The sequence below is a fragment of the Paraclostridium bifermentans genome (genome assembly GCF_019916025.1).
GTDB lineage: Bacteria > Bacillota > Clostridia > Peptostreptococcales > Peptostreptococcaceae > Paraclostridium > Paraclostridium bifermentans.
The window spans coordinates 3,278,877-3,304,778 of record NZ_CP079737.1; the positions used below are offsets into that span (position 1 = coordinate 3,278,877).

The 25,902-nt window shown below is 28.8% G+C and carries 29 protein-coding genes and 2 tRNA genes; 1 reads left to right on the forward strand and 30 read right to left on the reverse strand.

The window, feature by feature from the left end; all coding sequences use genetic code 11:
* Nucleotides 1–6: 6 nt before the first annotated feature.
* Both KXZ80_RS15915 and KXZ80_RS15920 read right to left on the reverse strand, forming a co-directional pair.
* Nucleotides 7–81, reverse strand: a tRNA-Glu gene (locus KXZ80_RS15915).
* 12 nt (nucleotides 82–93) lie between these two features.
* Nucleotides 94–169 (reverse strand) — tRNA-Lys (locus KXZ80_RS15920).
* 292 nt (nucleotides 170–461) lie between these two features.
* Here KXZ80_RS15920 and KXZ80_RS15925 point away from each other — a divergent pair.
* Nucleotides 462–1,364, forward strand: a complete 903-nt coding sequence (locus tag KXZ80_RS15925; protein WP_021434327.1) for an acetamidase/formamidase family protein — start codon at nucleotides 462–464, stop codon at nucleotides 1,362–1,364.
* Nucleotides 1,365–1,435: 71 nt separating this feature from the next.
* On the opposite strand, the gene KXZ80_RS15930 is transcribed toward KXZ80_RS15925, so the two are convergent.
* From KXZ80_RS15930 to rpmH, 28 genes are all read right to left on the reverse strand, one after another.
* Nucleotides 1,436–2,719: an adenylosuccinate synthase gene (locus KXZ80_RS15930; protein WP_021428046.1), complete on the reverse strand. Its 1,284-nt coding sequence runs from the start codon at nucleotides 2,717–2,719 to the stop codon at nucleotides 1,436–1,438.
* Between the two features lie 83 nt (nucleotides 2,720–2,802).
* Complete coding sequence (locus tag KXZ80_RS15935; RefSeq protein WP_021434328.1) at nucleotides 2,803–3,093, reverse strand: hypothetical protein; 291 nt, start codon at nucleotides 3,091–3,093, stop codon at nucleotides 2,803–2,805.
* Nucleotides 3,094–3,292: 199 nt separating this feature from the next.
* A complete protein-coding gene (dnaB, locus tag KXZ80_RS15940) occupies nucleotides 3,293–4,621 on the reverse strand; it encodes a replicative DNA helicase (protein WP_021428037.1) in 1,329 nt (442 codons plus the stop codon).
* 23 nt (nucleotides 4,622–4,644) lie between these two features.
* The gene (gene rplI / locus KXZ80_RS15945) at nucleotides 4,645–5,094 is read right to left on the reverse strand and encodes a 50S ribosomal protein L9 (RefSeq protein ID WP_021428061.1); all 450 of its coding nucleotides are present in this window, start codon (nucleotides 5,092–5,094) and stop codon (nucleotides 4,645–4,647) included.
* Nucleotides 5,094–7,094 carry a DHH family phosphoesterase gene (locus KXZ80_RS15950; protein WP_021434329.1) on the reverse strand — a complete coding sequence of 667 codons (2,001 nt, stop codon included), beginning with the start codon at nucleotides 7,092–7,094 and terminating at the stop codon, nucleotides 5,094–5,096. Before KXZ80_RS15950 ends, rplI begins: the two co-directional genes overlap by 1 nt.
* A gap of 9 nt (nucleotides 7,095–7,103) precedes the next feature.
* Entirely contained in the window at nucleotides 7,104–8,063 is a 960-nt protein-coding gene (locus tag KXZ80_RS15955; protein WP_021434330.1) for a YybS family protein, read from the reverse strand.
* Nucleotides 8,064–8,070: 7 nt separating this feature from the next.
* Nucleotides 8,071–8,391 (reverse strand): MazG-like family protein, encoded by a 321-nt coding sequence (locus KXZ80_RS15960; protein WP_021428034.1) that lies wholly within the window; start codon nucleotides 8,389–8,391, stop codon nucleotides 8,071–8,073.
* Between the two features lie 94 nt (nucleotides 8,392–8,485).
* Complete coding sequence (rpsR, locus tag KXZ80_RS15965; RefSeq protein ID WP_021127409.1) at nucleotides 8,486–8,713, reverse strand: 30S ribosomal protein S18; 228 nt, start codon at nucleotides 8,711–8,713, stop codon at nucleotides 8,486–8,488.
* 17 nt (nucleotides 8,714–8,730) lie between these two features.
* Nucleotides 8,731–9,186, reverse strand: coding sequence for a single-stranded DNA-binding protein (locus KXZ80_RS15970; RefSeq protein WP_021434331.1), 456 nt, complete (start codon nucleotides 9,184–9,186; stop codon nucleotides 8,731–8,733).
* 40 nt (nucleotides 9,187–9,226) lie between these two features.
* The gene (gene rpsF, locus KXZ80_RS15975) at nucleotides 9,227–9,505 is read right to left on the reverse strand and encodes a 30S ribosomal protein S6 (RefSeq protein ID WP_021428006.1); all 279 of its coding nucleotides are present in this window, start codon (nucleotides 9,503–9,505) and stop codon (nucleotides 9,227–9,229) included.
* 288 nt (nucleotides 9,506–9,793) lie between these two features.
* A complete protein-coding gene (locus KXZ80_RS15980) occupies nucleotides 9,794–10,996 on the reverse strand; it encodes an aminotransferase-like domain-containing protein (protein WP_021434332.1) in 1,203 nt (400 codons plus the stop codon).
* 62 nt (nucleotides 10,997–11,058) lie between these two features.
* Nucleotides 11,059–11,244: a DUF951 domain-containing protein gene (locus KXZ80_RS15985; RefSeq protein ID WP_021428122.1), complete on the reverse strand. Its 186-nt coding sequence runs from the start codon at nucleotides 11,242–11,244 to the stop codon at nucleotides 11,059–11,061.
* Between the two features lie 11 nt (nucleotides 11,245–11,255).
* Nucleotides 11,256–11,519, reverse strand: coding sequence for a DUF3343 domain-containing protein (locus KXZ80_RS15990; RefSeq protein WP_021434333.1), 264 nt, complete (start codon nucleotides 11,517–11,519; stop codon nucleotides 11,256–11,258).
* 85 nt (nucleotides 11,520–11,604) lie between these two features.
* The gene (gene yedF / locus KXZ80_RS15995; RefSeq protein ID WP_021427997.1) at nucleotides 11,605–12,195 is read right to left on the reverse strand and encodes a sulfurtransferase-like selenium metabolism protein YedF; all 591 of its coding nucleotides are present in this window, start codon (nucleotides 12,193–12,195) and stop codon (nucleotides 11,605–11,607) included.
* 115 nt (nucleotides 12,196–12,310) lie between these two features.
* Nucleotides 12,311–13,339 (reverse strand): DUF5711 family protein, encoded by a 1,029-nt coding sequence (locus KXZ80_RS16000; protein ID WP_021434334.1) that lies wholly within the window; start codon nucleotides 13,337–13,339, stop codon nucleotides 12,311–12,313.
* 77 nt (nucleotides 13,340–13,416) lie between these two features.
* The gene (locus tag KXZ80_RS16005; RefSeq protein ID WP_021428119.1) at nucleotides 13,417–14,709 is read right to left on the reverse strand and encodes a helix-turn-helix domain-containing protein; all 1,293 of its coding nucleotides are present in this window, start codon (nucleotides 14,707–14,709) and stop codon (nucleotides 13,417–13,419) included.
* A gap of 166 nt (nucleotides 14,710–14,875) precedes the next feature.
* A complete protein-coding gene (locus KXZ80_RS16010; RefSeq protein WP_021434335.1) occupies nucleotides 14,876–16,024 on the reverse strand; it encodes an aminotransferase class V-fold PLP-dependent enzyme in 1,149 nt (382 codons plus the stop codon).
* A gap of 15 nt (nucleotides 16,025–16,039) precedes the next feature.
* A complete protein-coding gene (locus KXZ80_RS16015; protein ID WP_021434336.1) occupies nucleotides 16,040–16,918 on the reverse strand; it encodes a ParB/RepB/Spo0J family partition protein in 879 nt (292 codons plus the stop codon).
* 1 nt (nucleotide 16,919) lies between these two features.
* Nucleotides 16,920–17,693 carry a ParA family protein gene (locus KXZ80_RS16020; RefSeq protein ID WP_021428117.1) on the reverse strand — a complete coding sequence of 258 codons (774 nt, stop codon included), beginning with the start codon at nucleotides 17,691–17,693 and terminating at the stop codon, nucleotides 16,920–16,922.
* Nucleotides 17,694–17,748: 55 nt separating this feature from the next.
* Nucleotides 17,749–18,540, reverse strand: a complete 792-nt coding sequence (gene noc, locus KXZ80_RS16025; RefSeq protein ID WP_021427994.1) for a nucleoid occlusion protein — start codon at nucleotides 18,538–18,540, stop codon at nucleotides 17,749–17,751.
* A 159-nt stretch (nucleotides 18,541–18,699) separates the two neighbouring features.
* Nucleotides 18,700–19,419 (reverse strand): 16S rRNA (guanine(527)-N(7))-methyltransferase RsmG, encoded by a 720-nt coding sequence (rsmG, locus tag KXZ80_RS16030; protein WP_021428030.1) that lies wholly within the window; start codon nucleotides 19,417–19,419, stop codon nucleotides 18,700–18,702.
* Nucleotides 19,412–21,307 carry a tRNA uridine-5-carboxymethylaminomethyl(34) synthesis enzyme MnmG gene (gene mnmG, locus KXZ80_RS16035; protein ID WP_021434337.1) on the reverse strand — a complete coding sequence of 632 codons (1,896 nt, stop codon included), beginning with the start codon at nucleotides 21,305–21,307 and terminating at the stop codon, nucleotides 19,412–19,414. Before mnmG ends, rsmG begins: the two co-directional genes overlap by 8 nt.
* Nucleotides 21,308–21,358: 51 nt before the next feature.
* On the reverse strand, nucleotides 21,359–22,738 hold the full coding sequence (gene mnmE / locus KXZ80_RS16040) for a tRNA uridine-5-carboxymethylaminomethyl(34) synthesis GTPase MnmE (RefSeq protein ID WP_021434338.1): 1,380 nt from the start codon (nucleotides 22,736–22,738) through the stop codon (nucleotides 21,359–21,361).
* Nucleotides 22,739–23,054: 316 nt separating this feature from the next.
* A complete protein-coding gene (gene jag, locus KXZ80_RS16045; RefSeq protein WP_021434339.1) occupies nucleotides 23,055–23,771 on the reverse strand; it encodes an RNA-binding cell elongation regulator Jag/EloR in 717 nt (238 codons plus the stop codon).
* A complete protein-coding gene (locus tag KXZ80_RS16050) occupies nucleotides 23,743–24,450 on the reverse strand; it encodes a YidC/Oxa1 family membrane protein insertase (RefSeq protein ID WP_021434340.1) in 708 nt (235 codons plus the stop codon). Before KXZ80_RS16050 ends, jag begins: the two co-directional genes overlap by 29 nt.
* Before the next feature lie 45 nt (nucleotides 24,451–24,495).
* Nucleotides 24,496–24,717 carry a membrane protein insertion efficiency factor YidD gene (yidD, locus tag KXZ80_RS16055; RefSeq protein WP_035118300.1) on the reverse strand — a complete coding sequence of 74 codons (222 nt, stop codon included), beginning with the start codon at nucleotides 24,715–24,717 and terminating at the stop codon, nucleotides 24,496–24,498.
* 50 nt (nucleotides 24,718–24,767) lie between these two features.
* Nucleotides 24,768–25,115, reverse strand: coding sequence for a ribonuclease P protein component (rnpA, locus tag KXZ80_RS16060; protein ID WP_021428044.1), 348 nt, complete (start codon nucleotides 25,113–25,115; stop codon nucleotides 24,768–24,770).
* 83 nt (nucleotides 25,116–25,198) lie between these two features.
* Complete coding sequence (gene rpmH / locus KXZ80_RS16065; RefSeq protein ID WP_021127392.1) at nucleotides 25,199–25,333, reverse strand: 50S ribosomal protein L34; 135 nt, start codon at nucleotides 25,331–25,333, stop codon at nucleotides 25,199–25,201.
* Nucleotides 25,334–25,902: the final 569 nt, after the last annotated feature.

The window sequence follows — 25,902 nt, forward strand, 5'->3', positions numbered from 1 at the left end:
AAATATTGGTGACCCATAGGGGAATCGAACCCCTGTTACCGCCGTGAAAGGGCGGTGTCTTGACCGCTTGACCAATGGGCCTTACAAAAAAAATGGTGATCCATCCGCGACTCGAACGCGGGACACCCTGATTAAAAGTCAGGTGCTCTACCGACTGAGCTAATGGATCATCTTTGCTGAGATGTTGTTTCGACTTTTTTCTCTGCCGTATCAACAAATACTATTATATTAGCTTTATTAACTTTAGTCAACACTTTTTGTGAAATTTTTTAATTTTTTTAAGCAAATTATTTAAATACCCTATTTTTCAATGGTTTAATCCATTTATTTAAGCATAATTTTCAGCAAAATTTAGTAATTTTGTTAATTTTTTATATTTTTTTAAAGATTATATTATAAAAATATTTTATTAATACTATTTGTAATATAATATTCTTATACTAAATAAAGGAGGTAAATTTATGAACTTCATAAACAAAGAAAATCATACATTTACATTTTCAAGCTTAAATAATCCAGTTCTTAAAGTAAAATCAGGAAGCAATGTAGTTTTTGAAACTCATGATTGCATGTGTAGCCAAATAACATGTAGTGATGACAATATGGATAGTATAGATTTTGATAGAGTAAATCCAGCAACTGGACCTTTATACATAGAAAATTCTATGCCTAACCAGACTTTAAAAGTTAGTATAAATTCTATTGAACTAAAAGGAAATGCTCTTGCCATGACAGGTCCTGGAGTTGGAGTTCTTGGTAATAAACTAGATACTATGACTCATAATATTTTAAAAATAGAAAATGAAAAAGCTTTATTTAATAATTTAGAACTTCCTCTAAACAAAATGATTGGTGTTATAGGTGTTGCCCCAAGCGATAATAAGTCTATAAATTGTGGAACTCCTGGTAGTCACGGTGGTAACATGGACTGTAAGATTATAGCTGAGGGTTCTAGTGTATATCTTCCTATATCAATAGAAGGATCTTTATTGTCTCTTGGAGATATCCATGCTGTTATGGGTGATGGTGAGATCGGCGTAAGCGGAGCTGAAATAGGAGCTCTAGTTGATGTAAAAGTTGAAGTAATAGATAACTTAACAATAAAGAATCCTATCTTAGAAACTGAAGATGCTTATTATACTGTAGCTTCTGCTGAAACATTGGATGATGCTTATGAAATCGCTATCGAAGATATGTTTGATATTTTACTTCCTAAATGCAACTTATCTAAAAATGATCTAGTTATGCTAATGAGTTTAACTAGTGATATAGAAGTTTGCCAAGTTGTTGATCCTTTAAAAACTATTAGATTTAAAGTTAAAAAAGATATTTTAAGTCAATTAAATATAGATAAATTAATATAAAAATAAAATAAAGCTATGTTAAAACATTATATAATGTTTTAACATAGCTTTTAGTTTTATATATTATAAAATTAGAATATATTTTTTCTTACTATAGTTTGAGCTCTGTTTGGTCCAACTGAAACCATATCTACATTTACTCCAACTAACTCTTCTATTTTAGCTATATATTTCTTAGCATTTTCAGGAAGTTCTTCATATGTTTCCATACCTGTTAAATCTTCAGACCATCCTTCTAACTCTTCATATATAGGCTCGCACTTAGCTAAATCTTCTAATGAAGCTGGGAATTCTCTTAAAACTTTGTCTCCCATTTTGTAAGATGTACATATTTTAACTGTATCAAATCCAGTTAAAACGTCTAATAACATTAAAGATATACTAGTTAATCCATTAACTCTAGCAGCATATCTAACTATTACAGCATCAAACCATCCACATCTTCTTGCTCTACCTGTAGTTGTTCCGAACTCTCTTCCTTGAGTTCTTATCTTGTCCCCTGTTTCATCGTTTAACTCTGTAACAAATGGTCCTTCTCCAACTCTAGTAGTGTAAGATTTTACTATACCTACAACATCTTTTATCATGTTAGGTCCAACACCAGCTCCTACAGAGAATCCTCCTGATGTAGGATGAGAAGATGTTACGAACGGATACGTTCCTAAATCTAAATCTAGTAATGTACCTTGAGCTCCTTCAAATAAGACTTTCTTTCCTGCTTTTATAGCTTCGTATACAACAACTGATGTATCATCTACGTAAGATCTTATTTGCTCTGCATACCCTAAGTATTCATTGTATATAGCATCGAAGTCAAACTCTTCTGCTCCATATATATTCTTAACTATTTTATTCTTAGCATCTATTTGAGCTTTTAATTTTTTAGCGAATATATCTTTATCCATTAAGTCACATATTCTTATTCCAGATCTCTCTGTTTTATCCATGTAACAAGGTCCTATACCTTTTTTAGTAGTACCTATTTTATTATCTCCTCTAGCTTCTTCAGCTAAAGCATCTAATTCCTTGTGATATGGGAATATAACATGCGCTCTATCACTTATTTTTATATTTTTAGTATCTATATTATCTGCATTTAACTTAGCTAATTCTTCTAAAAATCCTTTTGGATCAAATACTATTCCGTTACCTATTACATTTATAGTTTCTGGATTTAATACTCCTGATGGTATTAGGTGTAATGCATATTTCTTTCCATCAACAACTAATGTATGACCTGCATTGTTTCCACCTTGTCCTCTTACTACTACATCAGCTTGTGTAGCTAAATAGTCTATAACTTTACCTTTACCTTCGTCTCCCCATTGAGAGCCTACTATAGCAACAGTCTTCATATTAATTCACCTCTAATTATTTTATTCGAACACTTACTTTCTTATTTTACCAAACATTCGCTTTATTTTCAAAACCTTTTTTATTAACCTATTTTATTTAGTATGTATTTTTCCACATATTCTAAGCTTTCTAGGGTTTTTATTTCGTGTTCATTGTTTTCTATAAATCTAACCATATCATTTACATTGTTAGCCTTTTTTACTAGTTTATTATCTCCTGTAAATGTATTTGTAATGTATATTTTTACTTTATTATTTTCTTCAATACCATATACAACTATAGTTTCTTTATCTTTATCATCAATTATTCTACATATATTGATTTCTTTGTTTATAAACTCTGTATTTGGATATATATATACTATATTTATCATTTTTTTCTCCCCCGTTGAAAAAATTATACTAATTATAAGAAAGCAAGCTAAATTAGCTTGCTTTTTTAATTTGACTTTTATCCACCATTTATCCACAGAGCATCTGTGGAAACTGTGGATATCGTTTCGATAATTTAAAATAAAAATATCCACATATGATTATTTTTTATAAAATTATCAACATGTGGATATTTTTTTATTACATTTCTCTAGCTTTATTTGCAAATTTTTGTATTTCACCTAACCAAACAAGTTCAACTGATCCAGTTTCACCATGTCTATTTTTAGCAATTATAATTTCTCCTATATTCTTTCTTTCTGAATCAGGATGATAATATTCATCTCTGTATAGGAACATTACTATATCTGCATCCTGCTCGATAGCTCCAGATTCTCTTAAATCGGATAACATAGGTCTATGGTCTGATCTTTGTTCTGGTGCACGTGATAACTGAGATAATGCTACTACAGGACAATTCAATTCCTTAGCTATTATCTTCAAAGATCTAGAAATTTTAGATATTTCTTGTTGTCTACTTTCATTCCCTCCATCACCTTCCATAAGTTGAAGGTAATCTATAAGAATTAGGTCTAAACCTTTTTCAATTTTTAATTTTCTACACTTCGATCTTAATTCACCTATTTTTATACCAGGTGTATCGTCTATATATATGTTGGCGTTAGATAAAACAGACATAGCATCTATAATTCTAGGCCAGTCATTTTCATCTAAGTTACCAGTTTTTATCTTTTTCAATTCTACATGAGATTGTGCAGATAACATACGTTGAACTAATTGTTCTTTTGACATCTCTAAACTAAATACAGCTACAGATGCATCACCTTTAAGTGCTGCATTTTGGACTAAGTTAAGAGAAAATGCTGTTTTACCCATTGCAGGACGTGCTGCAACAAGTAGCAAGTCTGTTCTTTGTAGTCCATTGGTTTTCTTATTTAAGTCGTCAAATCCAGTAGTTATTCCAGTTATATCTTCCTTATTAGTATATAACTTTTCTATAGTGTCATATGTATCCATAAGTACTGAATTTATAGTCTGGAAATCTTCGCTAGATTTTTCTTGAGATATATCAAATATTTGCTTTTCTGCTTTTTCTAAAATGTCTTCTACTTTTATTGAACTATCATATCCTAAGTTTAATATATCATTAGATACTCTTATAAGCTTTCTTAAAACTGATTTCTCTTTCACTATATCTGCATAATACTTAACATTAGAAGTTGTAGGTACTATAGTAGATAAGCTAGTTATATAGCTTATTCCTCCTATATCCTCTAGATGACCTTGCTTCTTTAACTCTTCAGTAAGAGTTATTAAATCTATAGGCTCATTTTTATTGTTTAGCTTCATCATGCACTCATAAATAATTTTATGAGCTTCTTTATAAAAATCTTCAGGTTTTATAGTTTCTGTAACAGTTATTATAGCTTCTTTATCTAATAGTATAGATCCTAGTATAGATTGCTCAGACTCCACACTATGTGGAGGAATTCTACCTATATCCTCCATTTATCTCACCTCTAGTGTTTTTCTTATTGTTTTTCTTTTACGTCTACTCTCATTTTAGTAACTACTTTTTGATGTATTTTTATTTCAACAAATCTTGAACCTAAAACTCTTATAGGCTCATCTAATATAACTTTTCTCTTATCTACATCTATTCCATGTTCTTTTTTTATTTGAGCAGCTATATCTTTAGATGTTATAGAACCAAATAATCTTCCACCATCACCAGCTTTAGAATACATAGTTATATTCATTTCTTCCATTTTCTTTCCTAATTCAACTGCTGCTTCGTATTCTTTTTGTTCTTTTATTTGTTGAGATGTTTGTTTTTCTTTTAATTCTTTTAACTCTGTATTTCCAGCCTGAACTGCTAATTTTTTAGGGAATAAAAAGTTTCTAGCGTATCCATCACTAACTTCCTTTACATCACCTTTTTTTCCTGTTCCTTTTATGTCTTTTAATAATATAACTTTCATTACTCTTCTTCCTCCTCTAGATATTGTGTTATGATGTCTGATACCATCTTATATCCTTCTTCTAAAGATACTCCTTCAAGTTGAGCTCCTGCTATATCAATGTGGCCTCCGCCACCTAGTTTTTCCATTAATACATGTACGTTAATAGACCCTAATGATCTAGCACTTATAAATATAGTTCCTGATTTAGTTTTACCTAATACAAATGATGCTTCTACATCTTTTATACTTAAAAGCTCATCTGCAGCTTGAGCTACAACTACATTTATATTATTTATATCCGACTTGCAGTAAGCTAAACATATCTTGTCATTTATAACTTTAGTGCTTTGAATTATCTCTGCTTTCGTTACAAAATCTTCTAAATTAGAGTTAAATAACTTCTTAACTTCTATTGTATCTGCTCCTGCTTTTTTCAGATATGATGCTGCTTCAAATGTTCTAACTCCTGTTTTAAATGCAAAGTTTTTAGTATCTAAACTTATTCCTGCCATTAATCCTTCTGCTGTTAATTTATTTATTTTAACATCTTCTTCCATATATTGAACTAATTCCGTTACCATCTCACAAGTTGATGATACGTAAGTTTCATGGAATAAAAGAACTGTATCATTTATAAATTCGACCCCTCTTCTGTGGTGGTCTATAACAACAATTTTATCAGATATAGCTAATAATTCAGGACATTCAGTAAAGTTAGGTCTATGAGTATCAACTACGATTACCAATGTGTCCTTAGAACAATTTTTAATAGCATCTTCTCTTGACATAAATATATTATTATAGTAATCAGATTTTTTCAATCTACTTACAAATTCATCAATAGAATCGTTAGAACTATTTAAAACTATATGTGCATTTTTATTACATGACTTACATATATCATAAATACCTCCTGCGGCTCCCATTGCGTCCATATCTGGATATTTATGTCCCATTATATATATATTCTTGCTTTCTAATATAATCTCTCTTAGCGCATGACCTATAAGTCTTGATTTAACTTTAGTTTTCTTTTCTACAGCTTTAGATTTACCCCCGTAGAATATAGACTTGTCTTTAGTTTTTATTACGGCTTGATCTCCACCTCTACCAAGAGCTAAGTCTAATGCTCCTTTTGCTAATTTGAAATTATCATTAATTGTTTTTCCTTCTATTCCTATACCTATACTTATTGTTACAGGTAAATTATTTTCTTGGTCAATTTCTCTTATTTTATCTAATATAGAGAATTTATCTGCTTCTAATTTGTCTAATTCATTTTTACTTAAAACTAAAAAGTATTTGTCATTAGCCGTTTTTTCAAGCGCACCGTTGCAACTTGATTCTAATGACGCTAATATTTTATCGATATCTACATTTATTAAAGGTCTTCTCTCTTCAGGAGCACTTTGTAATACTTCATCATATCCATCTACTTGTATAGTAGCTACTACGTTTTTTTCTTCTTCATACTTACTTTTTAAATCTAAGTAGTCAGTTTTATCAATCCAGTAAAGCATCATTAAATATTTAGTTTTGTCTTCTTGATCACTTTTTATAATATTATAAACTATAGTGTACTGTCTTCCATTATAGTTTATATCGGTATATAACTCTTTATTTTCATTTAATACTTTTCTTAAGTTTATATTTTTAACAAGAGTTTCTATGTTCATACCTAAGGTATCTTCTTTTTCTGTCATTTCATGGAACTTAGCATTGTACCATGTAACACTACCATCAAACTCTAAAATACATAAAGGTATTGGCAAGTTTAGTATAGCTTTTTTTGTTACTTCATCAATATCTACAGCTAAATCTTGAATATACTTATTCCATTCTTTTCTTCTTATATCTCTTGTTCTCCAGTTATGAAAAACAATATATATAAAGGCAGCAAATACAAGAGCACCTATATATATATTGTAATACATTAATATAAGACTAAGAATCCCAATAACCACTATGTATGCATTTATTTCTGGCATATTAAATTTAAAGGTCGACTTATTAAACATTTCTACCTCCTAAGTGGATTTGTAGTTTCTTACCTTTCTAAAATCAATTGCACTGTCTAACATTCCTACAAAGCTCAAAATCATGGATCCTGATAATAGAATTACTGCTATTACTGCAAATACTATTTTACCTGGCGATTTATCTTTCCAACTTTTTATAAAGTAAATAGACACTGATACACCTTGTATTAAAAATAGTATACTAAATACCAATTGAATATTTAACATTATTGAATCTGTATAAAGCCCTATATTCAACATCTCTAAGAACATAACTAATAAATATAATATTAGTGATGTTACTATAGCATTTCCTGGTAAATAAAACTCCGAAAATTTTGGTAAATCGTAATTTAATACTTTAGTTCTTCTTAAAATAAAGGCTTCTACATAATATGTTATTAATGATGCTATTATGCTATACATAAATAACACTGTAGGCATCATGTTTTGGAACATATTAATCATATCTTTGGCTGTTATATTTTCTTTAGGCATCATATTCGTACTTTCCATAATGGCAAACTGAGCTTCTACTGTTGCTTTTATAGTTTTTGATATATCTGCTAATAAGTCTATATTGAATAACAGTTTTGACATTGCAAAAAATACAATTATAGATAGTATAAATGCTATCGTTCCAAAATATATAGGCGTAAAGCTTTTATTTTCATCTTCTACTTTGCTATCTTGATTGATTCTATATCCCACTGCTATCCCTGGTAACATACACATTATAAGTAAATTTAAAGCATATACTACGTTTACAGTTAATACCAATATAAAAAAAGAGGATATAGCTGAAATTAATGCATACTTATATCCTGAAGTTGTTGATATTATAGCATATGGAACAGGAAGAATAAGCGCAAGTAACCCTAAAAACGGAATGTATGCTGAAGCAAGACAAAGTCCAATAGCTATAACAGTAATCATTGCCGTTTGAGTTAATTTAGCTCTATTATTCAAATTAATATCACTCCCTATTGTCTAAGTAATTTTTAAGATTAGATAAATCTCCATACCATCGTTCTACACTATGGTCTTCCTCTATTCCATCCTTTATCTTTTCCTTTATTTTATAATCTATTTCCTTAAAGCTAATTCCAAGTCTCTTTGATAGTAAATATGTAACCATAACTATATTAGCTAGAGTATCTTGTAAAATCTGATCTACAGGTCTTGTACCTTTAAATAAAAGGTTAAATAAGTCCCCCAGGCTTATTATTAATTCTGTTTTCATCCATTCAATAATTTTTATGTTCTTCGTTATCTCTGAGTTTTTATCTAGTCTCACTATGTCCCCCCTCCTTAATATATAAATATTATATCATAAATCATAGTAGTTTTAACCAATAAAAAAACGAGCCCCCTAAAGGCTCGTCCTTTTCTTAGTCTAATGTATATGGTAATAAAGCTAAGTTTCTAGCTCTCTTTATAGCAACTGTTAATTCTCTTTGATGCTTAGCACAAGTACCAGCTATTCTTCTAGGTAATATTTTACCTCTTTCAGTTACGTATTTTTGTAATCTTTGAGTGTTTTTGTAGTCTATCTTAGCATTTTTATCTGCACAGAATTGACAAACTCTTTTTTTCTTACGTCTCTTCTTGTTTATCATGTCTTTTTCCCTCCTTTTTAGAATGGTATATCATCATCATCTATAGCTTGGAATCCTTGAGGATCTAATCCTGCAGGCTCAAAGCTTGGTTCGAAACTAGGTTCGAATCCTTGATTCTGATTTTGATTTGGATATGGACTATCCGATCTATTTTTATTACTATCTAAGGCTTGTATATTTCGAGCACTTACCTTAGTGAAAGTTCTTTTTTCTCCTGATTGAGTTTGATAATTATCTACTCTTATCGAACCTTGTATAGCAACTAATCTACCTTTTGATATATAGTTTGCACAAAATTCAGCAGGTTTACCCATTACCTCAACCGGTATAAAATCAGTATCTTTGCTACCATCTTTTTTAGTAAAATCTCTATCAATGGCAATACTGAATGATGCAACGGCTGTTCCTGTTCCTGGGATATATCTTAACTCAGGATCCTTCGTTAATCTTCCCACTAGCACAACATGATTCATATAAACACCGCCTATTTACGTAAAATTTATATATTAGTTATTAAGCAACAACTATCATATGTCTTATTACGTTCTCGTTTATCTTTAAGTTTCTGTCTATTTCCTTAGGAACATCAACACCTGACTTAAAGTTAACTAATACATAGTAACCTTCAGTGAACTTAGCTATTGGGTAAGCTAATTTCTTAGTACCCCAAGTATCTACAGTTGCAACTTCACCTTCAGTAGCTATAACTTCTTTAACCTTGTTTAATACAGCTGCTTTTGTTTCTTCATCTGCATTAGGCTTTACTACGAAAACTAATTCATAATTCTTCACACGATTCACCTCCCTTTGGACTTACGGCTCTGCTGCGCAGAGCAGAGAAATGAGATTTATAATCTCACACTTTACACATTTTATCACTAATAAAATTAATTGTCAATTTTATTTTATTTCATACTAAAATTGGAAATATTAATATTATTAGAAAAAATAAAATCTAAAATTAATATAGTATAAAGATTTTTATTTTGTTAATCCTATAAGGTATAACCCCATAACCTTAATATATTTCATCTTAATCTCCCCTAAAAAAAATAGTGACCGAAAGGTCACTATTTTTATTTAAGCATTTGCATCTTGAGCTAAAGCATCTTTTAATACATCTGCTAATCTATTCATACCTTCAACTATTTTATCTTCAGGCATATTAGAGTAGTTTAATCTGAATGTATTTTGGTTTCCTCCATTAGGGAAGAATGATCCTCCTGGAACATAAGCAACATCTTTTTCTAAACATTTTTCCATTATTTTTTTTGCATCTAAATGTTTTGGTAGCTCTACCCAAGTGAATAATCCACCTTCTGGATATGTATGTTCTATTCCTTCTGGGAATGTTTCGTCCATTGTTTTTAACATTAAATCTCTACGTTTACTATAAACTGATTTTATATTCTCAACATGAGCATCTAAATCATAAACATCTATAAATTTACTTATTTCTCTTTGTGATATTGTAGATGCTTGTAAGTCTGCTCCTTGTTTAATAAATATGAATTTTGATAATAATTCTTCAGAAGCAGCAACCCAACCTATTCTGTATCCTGGACAGAATATTTTTGAGAATGATCCTAAGAACATAACTAGTCCTTTTTCATCCATAGCCTTTAATGATGGTAATATTTCCCCTTCAAATCTTAATTCCCCATATGGATTATCCTCTATTACTGGTAATTCAAACTTATTTATGACATCCATGAATCTTTCACGTCTTTCCATAGACCATGTCTTTCCTGTTGGATTTTGGAAGTCAGGTATAACATATATCATTTTTACATTTTCTGTTGTTTCTAAAATCTTTTCTAGTTCTTCAATTATCATACCATCTTTATCAGTTGGTACTTCTATAAATTTAGGACAATAAGCCTTGAAAGCATTAAGTGCACCTAAGTATGATGGACTTTCTACTAAAACTACATCTCCTTCATCTAAGAAAATTTTACCTGCAAAATCTAAACCTTGTTGAGATCCACTTGTTATTAATAGATCATCTTTTGATACATTAGTTTTTAGCTTTCTATTCATTCTTTCAGCTATGTGCTCTCTTAAAGGTCCAAATCCTTCTGTTGTAGTATATTGAAGAGCTTCTCTTCCTGATTCTTCTAATACCATTCTTGATATTTCTTTCATTTCTTCTACTGGAAATAATTCAGGAGCTGGAAGTCCGCCTGCAAAAGATATTACTTCAGGTTTCTCTGTCAATTTTAAAAGCTCACGAATCTCAGATCCTTTTAATCCATCCATTCTTTTTGCAAATTTGATAGCCATAATTAAGTTCCCCCTTGGTAAAATGTTTTCCCACTTTAATTATAGCAAAAGAAAACGCTTTTTTACAAGCCTTTTACTTTTTTTATTCTTTTTTCTAAAGTTTCTCTATCTAACATCAGCATTCTATCACACTTTAAACACTTTATTTTAAAGTCCATTCCTGCTCTAGTTATTTCAAATTCTTTACATCCACATGGATGTGGTTTCTTTAATTCTACAACATCTCCTACATTTAGCTTCATTGGCATTTGCATCACTCCTATCTTAATTTAGTTACTTCTTTTTTTCCTCCGGCTACTCTATTTACTTTGAAAATTCCATTATATAAAATTTCATTTTCTTCTAAAGATTCTACAACTACATCCATATCCTCTTTTAAAAATCTAACAGATATTCCACAACTAGAGCTTATTTCTCTAGGTGTTGGTAAAGTGGTTACCTTTAAATCTTTTTCGTTTAAAACTTTATCTGTTCTTATTGCATGATGTGTTGAGTTAAAAGCTACTATATACATTTCGTTCATTTTTCTGTATTCCTTTCTTAATGCCTTTATTTTTGATTTTATATAAATAAAGACTACATAAACTTTGTCATGTAGTCTTTATTATTTATATAGATATAGTTTTTGATGAATTGTTCATTGATTCTACAATTGTATACATATTTGTTACAGTTCCAACTTTTAATTCTTCTTTTAATCCGTAGTAATCTAAACATGTTCCACAAGATAATATTTCAACACCTGCATCTTGTAGTATTTTAAGATTTTCTACTGTTGCTTCATTTTCTGTTGTCAACTTTATTCCGCTATTAACAAATAGTATACTTTTTGGATATGGCTTACTTTCTGTTAAAGTATATATATATCCTTTTATAAGTACCTGTCCTAATTCATCATTTCCAGTTCCCATTTTATCTGAGTTTATAAATATACATGTATCAGCTAAAGACTCTTGTGATTTTTCTTCTATTATAACATTTTCACCTTTTATAATCTCTATACAAATAGAATCTTTTTCTGTTTTTAATACATTTGCTTCTAAATTCATTGATTTTGCTAATTTTAATATATTTTCCTTAGCAATCTCATTATCTACAGTTACTTCTACAACCCCTTGTTCAATACTATCTAATTTTTTTTTAGTATTTATAACTGGTTTCGGACATGCCAGTCCTTTTGCATCTAACTCTATTCTCATAAATACTCATCTCCTTAATATAATACAATACTCCCTTAATTTTAACATATATAGACATATTTTGTTATAGATTATTCCTATACTATAGATTTAAATTATTTCATTGTCCTATTGTCTATTTAACTTTTAATATTTGTATTTTATCATCAAATTTAACACTTAGAGTTGAGTCATTAATCATCATTATACTTTTTATGTCTTTTTCAAAACCTTTTAACTCTTCACCTTTTTTATTAATTATTTTATTATCTTTATATAATATAAAGTTGTCTTTCATATTAACAATACCATCTATATATTCAATATTACTTGATGTAGATATATCTTCAACTTTCTTGCTTATATGCTTTATATTGTTGTTTTCTTCTATAACATAAATTCCATCACTATTTATATTGCTATAATATTTTATATTTTTAACATCAAACTCATCAATTACCTTTAAATTATAATCTACCCTGCTTATTTTATTTTTTTCAATTAAGTAAATATTATCTTTTTGCACTATGGTATCTAAAATAATAGAGTCTTTTATGCTTTTTTTATTTTTTAAGTTTCCATTGTAATCATATTTAGTTATTGTACTTTCTAAATCTTTTTCAGTTTTTAAATCACACACGTATATACCTTGTGATGTATATTCTATGTCAGTTAGTTTACCTTCTAAATCTAAGTTTTTCTGCAAGTTACCCTCAAAATCGTAAATATTTATACTATCTTTATTTTCTTTTTTATATGCATAAACATATGAATCATTATCTAAACTTAAATACATAAGTCCGTTATTCGGTACATTTTTTTTGAAAACAACTTTTCCAGTTTTATTTATACTATATATAGTATTTTTATCTTTATCTAATACATCTATATATTTATTGCTATCTAGTCTTAAATTTTTTATATTTAGATTTATCTTAAATATTTCTTTTCCATTTTCATCTACACTTTTTAATGTCTTTCCATCATAATATACAATATTATCTTCATACTCTACACAATTAAACTTTTCACTAACCTCTATACTTTTTTTATCTTGTATTTTTACAGATTTTTTACCTAATTTTTGACTAACACTTCCTATTGTCTTAGGATTTATTAAAACTATTATAATTAATACAATTATTAATAACCATTTCTTTTTCACATCTAATCCCCCCAAGCCCATTTATACCTAATATTTTCTATATAAAAATAAAAGACTCCTTTTATTAAAGAGTCTTTTTAAATAATTTCTAAGTTTTTATATAAACAAACACCTTTTTGATAATACTCTAGTTCTTTTTCTTTTGAGATATCTGTATATAGTTGACCTAATTCTATATATAAGTCTGCAAGAGTTTTCCTGTCGTTTAGTTCATTTACTATATTTATACATTTTAGTATATATTCTATTGCCATTTTAATATTTTCTTCTTTTTTGTATATTTGAGAATAATATTTAAGAGCTTTATATTCAAAATACTTATTTTTATTTTTTATTGAACTAGCTAGTGCTAACTTCGAATATTTTCTAGCTTCTTCATAATTTTCTAATTGAATGTATGATTGTATTATTTTTATAATAACATTAATTGAACATTCATCTTCATCATATTTCTTTATTTCATAAGCTCTTTTTGAATAATCTAATGCTTTTTCACTGTCGCCTATATTTTCATAAACTTCACATACTCTTAAATAAACATTAGCTAATTCATTCTTATTATCTTCTTCTTCTAAAAGTTCTAAAGCTAATCTAAATTGTTGCTTAGCTTCTTCATATTTACCCATACCCATTAATTTATTCGCTTTAGATACCATTAACTCAGCTTCTTCTTTTGTGTTAACAGTTATATCTAAGTTTTTAATTTTTTCTATATACTCTAAAGCTTCATCATCTTTGTTTAGTTGTGTATAACAAAATGATATGTTGCTGTATAAATCTTTTTTAACACTTGAATCATTTAATTTATTTTCTTCTAAAATATCTTCAGCAAATTTGAAGTTACTTACTGCTCCTTTATGGAAGTTTTCTTCCATATAAATTTTACCTATGTTTATATAGCATTTAGCTATATTCTCTTTATCATTATTTTGTATGAAAAAATATAATGATTTTTCAAAGTTAATTATAGCAGCATTATAATCTTTTTGTTTTAGGTTTATCGTAGCAAGTAATAGATTGCATCTCCCATAATTATCTATTAATTGATACTTTGTACATATCGACATAACTTTATTTATTTCTTCTTTTGCTTTTTCTAAATCTTTGCATTTTATATAAATTTCACTTTGTATTATTAAATTATCAGTTATCTTTTTAGCTTGCATTTCCTTTGTTTCTAGTAAATAGTCTACACTTACACCAAGACGGCTTGCTAAATATTCTAATAACTCGTAACTAGTGTATGACTTGTCTCTTTCTATATGACTAATTTGAGCTGCAGTAATTCTTTCTCCAGCTAGTTCTTTAAGCGTTAAGTTTTTTTCTTTTCTTAATTTCTTAATTTTTTCTCCTAAGCTTAAAATTTCCATGCCTGTCCCCCCTAGAAAACATTTTCTTATAATAAAATTATAACTTATATTTATCATAAATACACTAATTTATTTTTTTAGGCGCCATTTATTTTTAATTTAGTACATAAAAATACAGGTGATTCCCTCTTTATAGCCATACTACTGAGGTAAATCACCCATATTTTTACATATTAATTTCTTTTTCTATTTCTATCAAAGCTTCGACAGTTTTATCTATTTCCTCTTTTGTATTAAAGTATCCAAAACTAAATCTTACAGTACCTTGTACAAGCGTTCCTATTGTCTCATGAGTAAGTGGTGAACAATGAATTCCTGATCTTGTGGCAATATCGTACATATCGTCTAGTAAATATGTTAATTCTCCTGAATCTATATCCCCTATGTTTATAGAAATTACAGCTGCTCTTTTTTTGCTATCTAAAGGTCCATATATTTTAACATTAGGAACCTCTTTTAGTTTTTTCAGCATATAATCACATAGTTCTTCTTCATGGTGTCTAATTTTATCTATTCCTGTTTCTAGAACAAATTTAACACCTGCATTTAAACCTGCTATACCAGGTGTATTATGAGTTCCTGACTCATATCTATCAGGCATCATGTTAGGTTGGAATAAGTCTTCTGAATTACTACCTGTTCCACCTTCTTTTAATATATCGACACTAAGTCCTTCTCTTATATATAAAATACCTGTACCTTGTGGTCCAAGTAAACATTTATGTCCTGGAGCTGCTACCATATCTACATTTAGTTTCTGAACATCTACATCATAGACCCCTAATGTTTGAGATGCATCCACTAAGTATAATATATTATTTTCTTTAGCTATATTACCTACAGATTCTATATCAACAATAGTTCCACATACATTTGATGCATGAGTTGTAACAATCAATTTTGTATTTGGTCTTATTGCTTTTCTTATATCTTCAGGATCTAGTTGTCCTAATTTATCACATTTAACAATAGTATTTTCTACTCCTTTTTTCTCTAAAGACTTTATAGGTCTTATAACTGAGTTATGTTCAATACTTGTTGTTATAATATGATCTCCAGGTTTAACAACCCCTTTTATAGCAAGGTTTAAAGAGTCTGTAGCATTATGTGTAAACACTATATTCATAGGATTAGATACATTTAAAAGTTTAGCTATATTCTCTCTACACTCGTAAATCTCTCTACCCGCTCTCATAGCTAGTTTATGCCCAGCTCTCCCTGGATTAGCTCCATAAGTTTCCATACAATCTAAAACTGCACAATATACTTCCTTAGGTTTTGGAAATGTAGTTGCTGCATTATCTAAGTAAATCATATTAAGTCCCCTCTCTTATGCTTCTTGTCCTTCTAACAATAATGATATTATGCCATTTAAATCATCATCATTATAGTACTCTATTTCTATTTTACCTTTTTTCTTGCCTTTAGAAATGTTAACTTTTGTTCCTAAAAGACTTGTAAGTCTTTCTTCTACATCCACAATATATATATCTTTTTGTTTTTTACTTTTTTCAACAACTGGAGTTTCGCTTTCTACTATTTTTTTAGCTAATCTTTCAGTTTCTCTAACAGATAATTCTTCATCTATTATTTTGTTAGCTAACTCTAATTGTATTTTTGAATCAGTTACTCTTAAAAGAGCTTTACCATGCCCTGGAGTAATTCTGTTATCTTCTACCATAGCCATAACTTCTTTACTAAGGTTTAAAAGTCTTAAAGTATTTGTTATGTGAGGTCTACTTTTTCCGACTGCTTCAGAAATTTCCTCTTGAGTCACACTATAATGATCTATTAAACTTTTATAAGCTATTGCTTCCTCTATAGAGTTTAAATCTTCTCTTTGTAAGTTTTCTATAAGCGCTATTTCCATTAAATCTTTCATAGGTATATCTTTTATAACAGCTGGCATTTCTTTTAAATTAGCTTTTTTTGAAGCTCTATATCTTCTTTCACCAGCTATTATCATGTATTTACCTTCATCATCTGGTTTAACTACTATAGGCTGTAAAACTCCATAGTTTTTTATAGAATTTGATAATATCTCTATTTTTTCCCCATCAAAAACTTTTCTAGGTTGTTCTGGGTTCGCATAAATTTTCTTTATATCTATATTAACAATGTCTTTTGAATCTATTTCTTCTTTTATAGTTGGAATTAAAGCTCCTAGCCCTTTTCCTAGTCTATTTGAACGTCTTGTCGTTTTTTCCATTCTATATCACATCCTCCTCTAAATCTATAAATTCTTCTGCTAATTCTAAGTATGCAACAGCACCTTTACATCTAGAATCATAGTATATAACTGGTTTACCATGACTTGGAGCCTCTGCTAACCTTACATTTCTTGGAATTAAAGTTGTATACACACTTCCTTTAAAGTATTTTTTTACTTCTTCTACTACTTGAATTGACAGGTTCGCCCTTCCATCAAACATACTTAAAACTACACCTTGTATCTCTAAATTAGGATTTAGACTTCTCTTAATTAGTGATATAGTTTCCATTAGCTGGCTAACACCTTCTAAAGCATAGTATTCACACTGTATAGGTATTAAAACACTATCAACTGCTGTTAAACAATTTATAGTTAGCATACCTAAAGATGGAGGACAATCTATAAATATGTAATCATATTTATCTCTTACTTTATCTATTGCTTTTTTTAATATATATTCTCTTTCTTCAACAGTTGTAAACTCTATTTCTGCTCCAGCTAATTCTGTTGCTGATGCTACTATATCAATATTTTCAAATTCAGTTTTAATTATTGCATTCTCTATACTATCATTATTTATTAATACTTCATAAATTGTATTTTCGACTTCATTTTTTTCTATCCCATATCCACTAGTAGAATTCCCCTGCGGATCTAGATCTAATACTAAAACTTTTTTACCCATTTTAGCTACACTAGCGCTTAAATTTACATTTGTAGTTGTTTTTCCAACTCCACCTTTTTGATTAAACACTGCTATTACTTTGCTCATAAGACTTAACCCCCTTTAACCTTTTAAAAAAAGATTACTGCTAAGCAGTAATCTTTTATTTTTTAGGAATCTTTACAACAACCTCTATGTGATCACCTTTATCAACCTCTTTATACTTAGCTTCTAATCCTGTATTAGTTATAGCTTCGTACGCTTGCTTGATAGTATTAAGGTATATTCTCATTCCCATTATACCTTTGACAGTTTGTTTTTTATCTTCACCATCTTTAGGTTGTTTTAAATCTTCTAATATATCTGCTATTAGCTTTTCTGTTTTCTTTACATTTAAATCTGATTTTATTACCTTTTCTAAAACTTCTCTCATAAGTTCTTCATTTGGCAATTTCAATAAAGCTCTAGCATGTCTCTCCGTTAAACTATTCTCTACTAATTTTATTTTTATATCTGTTGGTAATCTTAGTATTCTAATTTTATTAGCTATTGTAGATTGATTTTTTCCTAATTTTGCTGCAAGCTGTTGTTGTGTGAACTCATGCTCTTTTATCAAGTTCTCATAACCCATAGCTTCTTCTATAAAATTTAAATCTTCTCTTTGTAAGTTTTCTAATAATGCTAATACAGCTGAAGATTCATCAGACATATTATTTATTATAGCAGGAATAGTTTTTAATCCAGCTAGTTTTGATGCCCTAAGCCTTCTCTCTCCTGCTACTAATTCATACTCATTGTTGCTTTTACTCCTAACAGTTATAGGCTGTAATATACCATATACCTTTATAGATTCACTTAACTCTTCTAATGCCGCTTGTGAAAATACTCTTCTTGGTTGGTATGGATTTGGAACTATATTATCTATAGGTATCTCCATAACTCTTTTATCTTCCATAACATCCCTCTCTCATCCAAAACTAAATATATTTAAAACACGAAATTACCTTAGTTACTTATTTGTATAATATTTCTTCATTTAACTACATATTCCTTCTAAAATATTTTTTTTAACATATAATTTAAAAATATTTCTTTGGAAATATACATTTTCATTCTATTTTATTGGGGTTTTTACTGGTTTGCCTGCTTTTCTTGGGTATTTTGCTGGCGTACTATTTACTTTTTTGAAAACAACTATATTATGTTTTAGCTCTATTTCTGGAAGCTCTACATCTATCTTTTCTACAAATTCTAAACCTAAAACTTCCATAGCTTTTCTAGACTCTTCTAATTCAGTATCTGCATTTGGTCCTTTTAAACATACAAAGTATCCCCCAACCTTTATAAAAGGTACACAAAATTCCATTAAAATAGGTAGTCCTGCAACAGCTCTAGCTGTAGCTATATCATATTGTTCTCTATATTTTTCATCTTTTCCAAAGTCTTCTGCTCTTCCATGTATTAATTCAATATCATCTATATTAATATTTGTACAAACTTCACTTAGGAAATTTATTCTTTTATTTAAAGAATCTAAAAGTGTTACTTTTGAATTTTCTAAGCAAATTCTTAATGGAAGTCCTGGAAACCCAGCCCCAGTACCTACGTCAATTATAGACATTCCATCTTTTATATAACCTTTTTTAACTGCAGCTACAGAATCTAAAAAGTGTTTTATATACACTTCTTTTTCTTCTTCTATTCCAGTAAGATTCATTTTTTGATTCCATTCAACTAAAATTTCTCTATACTTACTAAACTTATCTATAGTTTCATCACTACATTTTAATCCTAAGTCTTCAATACCTTTTTTTAATATATCAGCATTAGTCATTTTTTTCACCTCTACCTCTTCTTTGTTGTTCAAGATAGATAAGTAAAACTGATATGTCAGCTGGCGAAACTCCAGATATACGAGATGCTTGTCCTATTGATATAGGCTTTATAGCATCTAACTTTTGTCTAGCTTCTATTCTTAAACCATCTATAGCTGAATAATTTAAGTCTTCATTTAACTTCTTATTTTCTAGCTTTTTAAATTGATCTATTTGTTTTAATTGTTTATCTATATAACCTTCATATTTAGTCATTATTACACATTGTTCTTTTACTGAATAAGGAATTTCTTCTCCTGCTCCTTTACCAGCAGCTTCTATCATTTCATAATCAACTTCTGGTCTTTTTAAGAATTCATATAAAGAATAACCTACTTTTATAGGAGATGCTCCTTTTTCTTCTAGTAGATGATTTATATCTTTAGGAGTAATTCTTTCAGTCTTTAATCTTTCTAATTCTTTTTCAATTAACTCTTTTTTCTCTAAGTATTTTTTATATCTATCTTCATCTACAAGTCCTATTTCATTACCCTTTTCAGTAAGTCTCATATCTGCATTATCTTGTCTTAAGTATAATCTGTACTCGCATCTAGATGTCATCATTCTATAAGGCTCATTAGTTCCTTTTGTAACTAAATCATCTATTAAAACACCTATATAAGCTTCTGATCTGTCTAATATAAATGGTTCTTTTCCTTGAATTTTTAATGCTGCATTTATACCTGCTATTAAACCTTGAGATGCTGCCTCTTCATAACCTGAAGTTCCATTGAATTGACCAGCACTAAATAAGTTGTCTACACCTTTGATCTCAAGAGTTGTTTTTAATTGAGTTGGGTCTATACAATCATACTCTATTGCATATGCAGGTCTCATTATTCTTGCATTTTCAAGCCCTTGAACACTTTTATACATTTGAATTTGTACTTCGTAAGGTAAACTTGTTGATATACCTTGGATGTACATTTCTTTAGTACTTTCTCCTTCTGGCTCTATAAATATTTGATGTGATTCCTTGTCACTAAATCTAACAATCTTATCTTCTATAGATGGACAGTATCTAGCACCAGTACTATCTATTTCCCCTGCATACATAGGAGATCTTCCTAGATTACTCTTTATTATTTCATGAGTGTTTAAATTTGTTCTTGTTAAATAACATGGCTCTTGTTTTCTAGCTAATTCATTATTTAAAAATGAGAATGGAGTTACACGCTCATCTCCATTTTGTAATTCCATAACAGAGAAGTCTATGCTATCTCTATGTATTCTAGCAGGAGTTCCTGTTTTAAATCTTCTCATTCTTAATCCTAAGTCAACAAGTTTATCAGTTAAGAATTTACTATATCCTAAAGCATTAGGACCTTCATAAAAAGAAACTTCTCCCATGTATATTTTAGAGTTTAAGTAAACTCCTGTTGCAAGTATTACAGCTTTAGCATGATATATACATCCTAGTTTTGTAATTACACCCTTTACAACATTACCTTCACTTAGTATATCTACAACTTCATCCATTGCTATATCTAAGTTAGGCTCATTTTCTAATGTTTTTTTCATTTCTTCATGGTATCTAGCCTTATCTGCTTGAGCTCTTAATGAGTGAACAGCTGGCCCTTTAGCTGTATTTAGCATTCTACTTTGTATAAATGTTTTATCGATATTTATACCCATTTGCCCACCTAGAGCATCTATTTCCTTAACTAATTGTCCTTTTCCTGTTCCTCCTATAGAAGGGTTACAAGGAAGTAAAGCTATTGAGTCTAAAGAAAGAGTTATAACTAATGTCTTATGTCCCATCCTAGCTGTAGCTAATGCAGCTTCACATCCTGCATGCCCCGCTCCAACTACTATTACATCATAATTTCCTGCATCAAAATTTAACATATATTCTCCTTTCTGATAAATATAGTATGTTTCACGAAAAACATACTATATTTATTTTCCTATACAGAAGTTACTAAATATCGTGTCTAATAGATCTTCAGTTACTGTATCTCCGTTTATATAACCTAAGTAATCCCATATATTTTTAAAATCAACCTCTATAAAATCTAATGGCATATATGAGTCTATAGCCGTTAAAGCATCTGAAATTGATTGTTTAGCTTTGTATAGTGCATCTTTATGTCTAGAGTTTGTAACAACTAAATCAGAAGAATTTCTAACCGTTCCTTCAAACACCATTTCTTCTATTTTATCATGTATTTTTTCTATACCTTCATGTTGTAATGCTGATATAGTTATTATATTTTTTTCATCTACAAACTGTTTTATTTTTTCTATATCTATAACTTGAGCTAAATCTGTTTTATTTAATAAAACTATAGTTTTATTAGGTTGTACAGCTTCTAAGATTTCTATATCTTCTATTTCTAATTCTCTTGAAGAGTCTAAAACAACTATCGATAAGTCTGCTGAATTGAAAAATTCTTTTGATTTTTCAACTCCTATTTTTTCAACAACATCTTCAGTCTCTCTTATTCCTGCTGTATCTACTATTTTTAAAGGTATTCCTTTTATGTTTACAAATTCTTCTATTACGTCTCTTGTAGTTCCTGGAATATCTGTTACTATAGCTCTATTTTCACCTAATACAGCATTTAAAAGTGATGATTTTCCTACATTTGGTTTTCCAACTATTACTGTTTTCAATCCATCTCTAAGAATTTTTCCACTTTCAGCTGTATCATATAATTTATTTATTTCTTTTTGAAGTTCTAGTGATTTTTCTTTTAATGTATTATATGTTATGTGCTCAACATCTTCATCCGGAAAATCTATAGAAACAGTTATATGAGCTAGCATTTCTGTTATACCGAATCTTAAATCTTTTATTTTTTTAGATAAAGATCCTTCTAATTGAGACTGAGCTACAGTGTGAGCCATCTCCGTCTTAGCATTTATAACATCTATTATTGCCTCTGCTTGAGCTAAGTCTATTCTTCCATTTAAGAATGCTCTCTTAGTAAATTCTCCTTGATCAGCTAATCTAACATCTTTAGATAAAACTAATTCTAGTATTTTTTTTACAGAAATAAATCCTCCGTGGCAGTTTATTTCTATAACATCTTCAGTTGTATATGAGTTTGGACCTTTCATATAAGCGACTAATACTTCATCTATAGTCTTTTCTCCGTCTAGTATATGACCATATATTAACGTTCTTGTGTTATATTCCTCGATCTTCTTTCCTGAAACTGACTTGAATATATCATTTGCTACTTGAAGTGATTTTTCTCCACTTATTCTTATTATTCCGATTCCACCTTCACCTGGCGCTGTTGCTATTGCAGCTATAGTATCGTCTATAAACAATCCTATCACCTCTTTATTTAATATTTTTATACACAATCTTTTAAAATAATATTTTATCACTTTATATACTATTTTGTAATAATATCGATCTAAAATTTGAATAAACTCTACCTACTATAATATCATGTATATCAACATAATCTTAATATTATTTTGTAATAATATATATCTAAAATTTAAATAAGCTCTATATAATATAATATCATGGTATATCGCTTAATCTTCATATACTTAAATTATTTCCTCAATCTAACTATTATATAAAAATTTTTTCAAAAATAAAACCCCCTATATATTTAGGAGGTTTGCTTTAATTCTATTTTTTATACTCTATTACAAGTCTTCTATATGGATCTACACCTTCACTATGAGTTTTTACAAACTTATCATTTTGAAGAGTTGAGTGAATTATTCTTCTCTCATATGGATTCATATAATCTAACTTTTTAGTTTTTCTTGTTTTAGCAACTTCTCTAGCTACTTTGTTTGCATATCTTATTAAAGATTCTTCTCTTTTTGATCTATAATTTTCTATGTCAATAAGTACCTTAAAGTGTGAGTCTTTTTTTACTTTGTTTAAAGCTAACCCTGCTAAAAATTGAATAGAATCTAAAGTTTCTCCTCTTCTACCAATTAATATTGCAGCATCTTTACCTGTTATATTAACTTTAACAACATTTTTTTCTTGATTTACATCAACTTGAGCTTCCATATTTAAGTTGTTAACTATATTTAATACGAAATCTCTAACTACATCTGACTCTTTTAATGACTCTTTGCTTTTTTCTTTTTTGTCTACAATAGTGATTTCTTTTTCTCTTAATGGTTGTTCTTTTGAAACTGAAGCTTCTATTTTTTCCTTAACAGTTATTTTAAAAACTCCATCTTTGTTTCCTATTAATCCCAAGAAACCTTTTACCGGCTCTTTTACAACCTCTACATCTATGTCTTCTCTATTTACTCTTAATTGTCCTAAAGCTTGTGATATAGCAATATCAATGTTTTTACTTTTTATTTCTAGGCTTTGTTTCATCTACTACACCCTCCCCAGAATTAGCAAGCTTAGTTCTTAATGGATTCATTATTAAGTAGTATTGAGCTAATTGAAATAAGTTACTTACTGTCCAATATAACGCAAGACCAGCTGGGAAACTTATACCCCACCAGAACATCATGAATGACATGAAGTATGTCATAAACTTCATAGATCCTTGTTGTTGATCTTGTGGCATAGTTAACTTTTGAGTTATAAATGTTGTTACCCCTGCTAATACAGCTATTATTAATGTTTTATCTGGTGATGATAAAGATGTCATCCATAAAAATCCTGTATCCGCAGCTTTTTGTGCAGCAGCACTTTGGAAAACATGGTATGTAACCGGCTGTCTTAATACATTATAAAGACCTATTAATATAGGAAATTGTATTAATAATGGTAAACAACCTGACATCGGATTTATTTTAGCCTCTTGGTAAACCTTCATTATTTCTTGATTTTGCTTTTCTGGTTTACTCTTATATTTTTCTTGTATCTCTTTTATTTTTGGTTGAATATCTTGCATAGCCTTCATAGACTTTGTTTGTTTTATAGTTAATGGTAATAATATTACTTTTACAACTATAGTGAATAAAATAATAGCCCATCCATATTCAATTCCAAAATCTAATATAAATTTAAGAACTTGACCTAATAAGTTACTAATAAAATTCAATTCTAATACCTCCTAAAGTGTCTTTATCTTTACTTTACAACATAATTACTTTAGAGGATCATATCCTCCAGGATGGAAAGGGTGACACTTTAATATTCTTCTTATGGCTAAATAAGATCCTTTTAGTGCCCCATATTTTTTTAAAGCTTCTATCGCATACTGAGAACAAGTTGGATAAAACCTACACGTAGGTCCTTTTAAAGGAGATATGTGTTTTTGATAAAATCTTACTATATATATAAAAACTCTAGTTAAATAATGGTTTATATTATTTAATAAGTTATATAATTGCTTCAATTTAATCCCCCATATCCTTATTAACCTTTTAATAGTTTAGACTTTTTTACCAAGCTCATAACCGATTTCTCTATATCTCTATACTCAGCATCTTTGCTAGCTACTCTAGCTATGAACACTAAATCATATCCATCTTTTATATGCTCATCACAGTTTAACCTAAAACCTTCTCTTATTCTTCTTCTAACCTTATTTCTAATATTAGCTTTTCCAACTTTCTTAGAAACAGAAAACCCTACTCTATTAAAGTCTGATTTATTATCCAGTATATACATTACTAAGTATTTATTTGCAAAAGATTTGCCGTGTTTGTATACTTTTCTAAAATCAGAGTCTTTTTTTATACCTTTAGTATTCTTGAAATCCATACTAAATCCTCCTAAAAACACAGCTTAAATTTATAATTTTTTACACAAAAAGGCTACTTTTCAGCAGCCCTTTTATAAAAAAATTAATGAGTTAATCTCTTTCTTCCTTTAGCTCTTCTTCTTTTAAGAACATTTTTTCCGTTAGAATTTTTCATTCTCTTTCTAAATCCATGTTCTTTCTTTCTTTGTCTTTTCTTTGGCTGATAAGTTCTTTTCATTTTTTGCACCGCCTTTCAAGATTAATTTTCCGTTTATAAAAATAATAACTTTACCCTCAAAGTAAGCATAACACGTACAATTATAAATCCTTTTAGGCTTATTGTCAACGTATTTTTGACGTTGTTTTGTCAAGATTTAATAGTAAAAAATGATAGTTAATTTTGTTGACATATTTATCAACAAGTCGTTAAATATGTGGATAAATTGTATATAAATTATTGAAGTTTAGCATATATTCTGATATTATAAATATACTTGTTGATAATGTTTATAAATATTATTAACATTTTAAATTTATTCACAAGTTGTGGATAAAATGTGCATAACTTATTGTGTAAAAGATAATAATCAAGTTATAAACTATATTTTATTATTATTGATATTATTTATAACTTTATATACATATTGTTCATAATTTCTATAAATTATAAGCTATTTTTTATTTTTTACAGTTTATCCACATGTTTATCCATATTTTTTTTGCATAAAATTATTTTTTTTAAATAAATACTAAATTTGTTAATAACTTTGTGGAAATTGTTAATTATTTTGTTCGGAGGTTTAAATT

Coding starts and splice junctions, on each gene's coding strand:
- KXZ80_RS15925 (WP_021434327.1), top strand. CDS start 462: ATGAACTTCATAAACAAAGAAAATCATACATTTACATTTTCAAGCTTA.
- KXZ80_RS15930 (WP_021428046.1), bottom strand. CDS start 2,719: ATGAAGACTGTTGCTATAGTAGGCTCTCAATGGGGAGACGAAGGTAAA.
- KXZ80_RS15935 (WP_021434328.1), bottom strand. CDS start 3,093: ATGATAAATATAGTATATATATATCCAAATACAGAGTTTATAAACAAA.
- dnaB (WP_021428037.1), bottom strand. CDS start 4,621: ATGGAGGATATAGGTAGAATTCCTCCACATAGTGTGGAGTCTGAGCAA.
- rplI (WP_021428061.1), bottom strand. CDS start 5,094: ATGAAAGTTATATTATTAAAAGACATAAAAGGAACAGGAAAAAAAGGT.
- KXZ80_RS15950 (WP_021434329.1), bottom strand. CDS start 7,094: ATGTTTAATAAGTCGACCTTTAAATTTAATATGCCAGAAATAAATGCA.
- rpsR (WP_021127409.1), bottom strand. CDS start 8,713: ATGATAAACAAGAAGAGACGTAAGAAAAAAAGAGTTTGTCAATTCTGT.
- KXZ80_RS15970 (WP_021434331.1), bottom strand. CDS start 9,186: ATGAATCATGTTGTGCTAGTGGGAAGATTAACGAAGGATCCTGAGTTA.
- KXZ80_RS15980 (WP_021434332.1), bottom strand. CDS start 10,996: ATGGCTATCAAATTTGCAAAAAGAATGGATGGATTAAAAGGATCTGAG.
- KXZ80_RS15985 (WP_021428122.1), bottom strand. CDS start 11,244: ATGCCAATGAAGCTAAATGTAGGAGATGTTGTAGAATTAAAGAAACCA.
- KXZ80_RS15990 (WP_021434333.1), bottom strand. CDS start 11,519: ATGAACGAAATGTATATAGTAGCTTTTAACTCAACACATCATGCAATA.
- yedF (WP_021427997.1), bottom strand. CDS start 12,195: ATGAGAATAGAGTTAGATGCAAAAGGACTGGCATGTCCGAAACCAGTT.
- KXZ80_RS16005 (WP_021428119.1), bottom strand. CDS start 14,709: ATGGAAATTTTAAGCTTAGGAGAAAAAATTAAGAAATTAAGAAAAGAA.
- KXZ80_RS16010 (WP_021434335.1), bottom strand. CDS start 16,024: ATGATTTACTTAGATAATGCAGCAACTACATTTCCAAAACCTAAGGAA.
- KXZ80_RS16015 (WP_021434336.1), bottom strand. CDS start 16,918: ATGGAAAAAACGACAAGACGTTCAAATAGACTAGGAAAAGGGCTAGGA.
- KXZ80_RS16020 (WP_021428117.1), bottom strand. CDS start 17,693: ATGAGCAAAGTAATAGCAGTGTTTAATCAAAAAGGTGGAGTTGGAAAA.
- noc (WP_021427994.1), bottom strand. CDS start 18,540: ATGGAAGATAAAAGAGTTATGGAGATACCTATAGATAATATAGTTCCA.
- rsmG (WP_021428030.1), bottom strand. CDS start 19,419: ATGACTAATGCTGATATATTAAAAAAAGGTATTGAAGACTTAGGATTA.
- mnmG (WP_021434337.1), bottom strand. CDS start 21,307: ATGTTAAATTTTGATGCAGGAAATTATGATGTAATAGTAGTTGGAGCG.
- jag (WP_021434339.1), bottom strand. CDS start 23,771: ATGAAACAAAGCCTAGAAATAAAAAGTAAAAACATTGATATTGCTATA.
- rnpA (WP_021428044.1), bottom strand. CDS start 25,115: ATGGATTTCAAGAATACTAAAGGTATAAAAAAAGACTCTGATTTTAGA.
- rpmH (WP_021127392.1), bottom strand. CDS start 25,333: ATGAAAAGAACTTATCAGCCAAAGAAAAGACAAAGAAAGAAAGAACAT.